Annotated in this window: 3 protein-coding genes; 1 reads left to right on the top strand and 2 read right to left on the bottom strand. The window is 52.3% G+C overall.

All coding sequences use genetic code 11. The annotated features are described in order from the left end of the window. On the bottom strand, nt 1–508 hold a 508-nt coding region (locus PKX57_RS12060), incomplete at its 3' end, for a DnaJ domain-containing protein (protein ID WP_472417560.1). After that, the gene (locus PKX57_RS12055; RefSeq protein WP_472417558.1) at nt 501–1,418 is read right to left on the bottom strand and encodes a DUF5685 family protein; all 918 of its coding nucleotides are present in this window, start codon (nt 1,416–1,418) and stop codon (nt 501–503) included. The genes PKX57_RS12055 and PKX57_RS12060, both read right to left, overlap by 8 nt. Before the next feature lie 104 nt (nt 1,419–1,522). On the opposite strand from PKX57_RS12055, the gene PKX57_RS12050 reads away from it, so the two are divergent. After that, nucleotides 1,523–2,281, top strand: a complete 759-nt coding sequence (locus PKX57_RS12050) for a hypothetical protein (RefSeq protein WP_472417556.1) — start codon at nt 1,523–1,525, stop codon at nt 2,279–2,281. The last annotated feature ends 110 nt before the right edge of the window (nt 2,282–2,391 follow it).

The raw sequence follows: 2,391 nt of genomic DNA, 5'->3' as shown, positions 1-2,391 counted from the left end.
TGCCGAGCTCGGCACTGCTGAAGGCCAGATATGCATAGATCGCTTCTTCCCTCCCGCCTCTGGATATGGCGGTGTTCAGATCTTCGATTGCGCTGTTGTGGTTGTTTTGCTGGTAACGGGCCATTCCTCTTATAGCATAGGCCTCGTAGCGGGAAGGATTCATACCGATCGCCTTTGTGCAAAGCTGGACGGCCCTTTCCCAGAGTCTTTGAGATAAGTCACCGTTGGCCTGTGCGATCAGGGCTTCATAACTTCCGGCCGTAGAGGAGCTGTACCTCGAGGAGGCTCCACCGACATTGCCGCCGTCGTACTGGCGGCGTTTTTCGGGGCTGCCCAGTACTTCGTAGGCCTCGTTTATCTCTTTCATCTTCTGCTCAGCCAGCGACTGAAGCGGGTTGTTGGTATGTCTATCCGGATGGTACATCTTCACCAGTTCGCGGTATTTGCTCTTTATCTCTTCGTCCGAAGCGTCGGGCCTGACCCCGAGGACTTCGTAATAATCAGGCATCTTTAACCCCCTTGTTGTACTTCTCCCTCGCGAGAGCAAGTCTGCCTACTACGAAGGAAAAAGTGCTGTCGATTATCTCTGTAAGGCACCGGTCGGTGCTGAACTTTCCACGGAGGGAAATAGCCTCCAGTGAAGAGTATACGCCACTCTCGACGTATTCGGCAAGGTTCGGTCCTTCGTGACCGAAAAGCACGTTGAAATCGCCGTGTCTTCTGTCGGAATGGTAGTCTTCAAGAGCGTCGATAAGATACATAACCTTGAGCATCTCCCGGGCGATTTCAAGGCTTCGTTCCCCCTTTCCGGCCGACGGGAAGAATTCGGCTATTAGCTTCGAAGCGAATCGGACGAATCCTTCCAGCCTTTCGAGCGGACTCGATGCTTCCTTTCTCTCAAGTTCGAGGTTCTTCACACATTCCCTCTTCAACCCGTCGAGCGATACTCCCCTCTGTCGGAGTTTCGCCCCGAGTTTTGTGAAAACTCGCCTGTAAAGCGTGTCGAACAACCTCGATTTCACTCCCCGCCTCTCATCCAGTTCGTTGTCCCATCCTGCGAAGAGAACAGTTAAAAGCGAGAAGTCGGCCAGAGGTTCGAAAACTTCCGGGCTGGAGGCCAGAATCTCGACCTTTTTGGGTTGCATCACACATCTTTTTTTCACGACTTTCTCCTCATCCACAGGAGGCATGAAGCCTGATTGAAGCGCGAAAAAGAGCGAGTCGTTCTGAAGAAGAAGCGCGGCCCTCCTGCCGTAGGTGTTTCGTAGAGAATGGCATAGCGAGCAGTATATAATCCGGTACTGTCTCTTTGACTCTGCGGAAAGCGAGGTACCTGGCCTGAAATAACCCAACATCTTGTCTCCTTCGGCAGCTGGATCGGTTGTTGAGATTATATCGGAAGGTGCATAACCAGTCAATTGCACAACTAGAACGAAGGCCGGTTGATACTCGCCCGGAAAACCTATAATATTGGTACCAGATCGACATAAATTACACGGGCGGGGTGAAAGAGATCGAAAGAATGAAGGTTTACTACTACGGCGATCAGTGTCCCTGGAATTCATGGGCGCGTGGAGAGGCAAGGAAGGCCGCCGATGCTCTGGGGTTATCAATTGAAGAGTACAACCTCACACATCTGTCTCCTCCCGTCGGGCTCTTCTTTCCATTCTCGATCTTCCTGAAAGATATCACAATAGCCGGTCCAGTTCCGGCCCGACGACTGATAGACATATTGAAGACCGGAAAACCATCTGAATACTTCGAGCCGTATTCGCCGAACCCGAAGGGATCGTGCGACTCCATAAGGCTCTATTCGAGGGAGACGATCACCGATGCGTGCCGTATATGCACTAACGGCGATAACTTCGGCATAGCCAAAAAGAGGGCCTGGTTGGAGAGGTTCGACAGCAAAGATCGCCTCTGCGCCGGAGCCGTGGCCTACTCGGGTGAGAGACCCGTGGCCTTCTGCGAGGCTATCCCCTCTCTCGAGTCACCTTACGCCATCCCGGCCGAAGGTTCGATGGCCTTTATAAACTGTATCTACAACGCCATGGCTGAACCTCTAGACTACAGAGCCGGATTGCTTGAATTCTTTCTTGGTCGGCTGAGAGCTCTGGGATATTCAAAGGTCGGTGTTCTCTCGGGGCTTCGCGCTCCCTTTCCGAATGGTCCCGAATCCTTCTTTCTTGGGATGGGATTCACCCGGACGCGACGAATACCCGGTACGATACTCATGAATTCCGGCATCGACGAAATAGTCTTTCTATCCAGAGAGCTCTGAGGTACGGGCTAAAATGGTCTTTCATATGGCAGAACCTGCAAGCGCTTCTATTTTAGAAGAGCCTTCTGGAAGCGCCGTCTTTCTTGCGCCCTCAACGAAGATCGCTATTA

It is taken from the genome of Mesotoga sp., from assembly GCF_035363035.1.
Lineage (GTDB): Bacteria > Thermotogota > Thermotogae > Petrotogales > Kosmotogaceae > Mesotoga.
This window is presented reverse-complemented; position numbering and strand designations above follow the sequence as displayed.

Coding starts and splice junctions, on each gene's coding strand:
- PKX57_RS12050 (WP_472417556.1), top strand. CDS start 1,523: ATGAAGGTTTACTACTACGGCGATCAGTGTCCCTGGAATTCATGGGCG.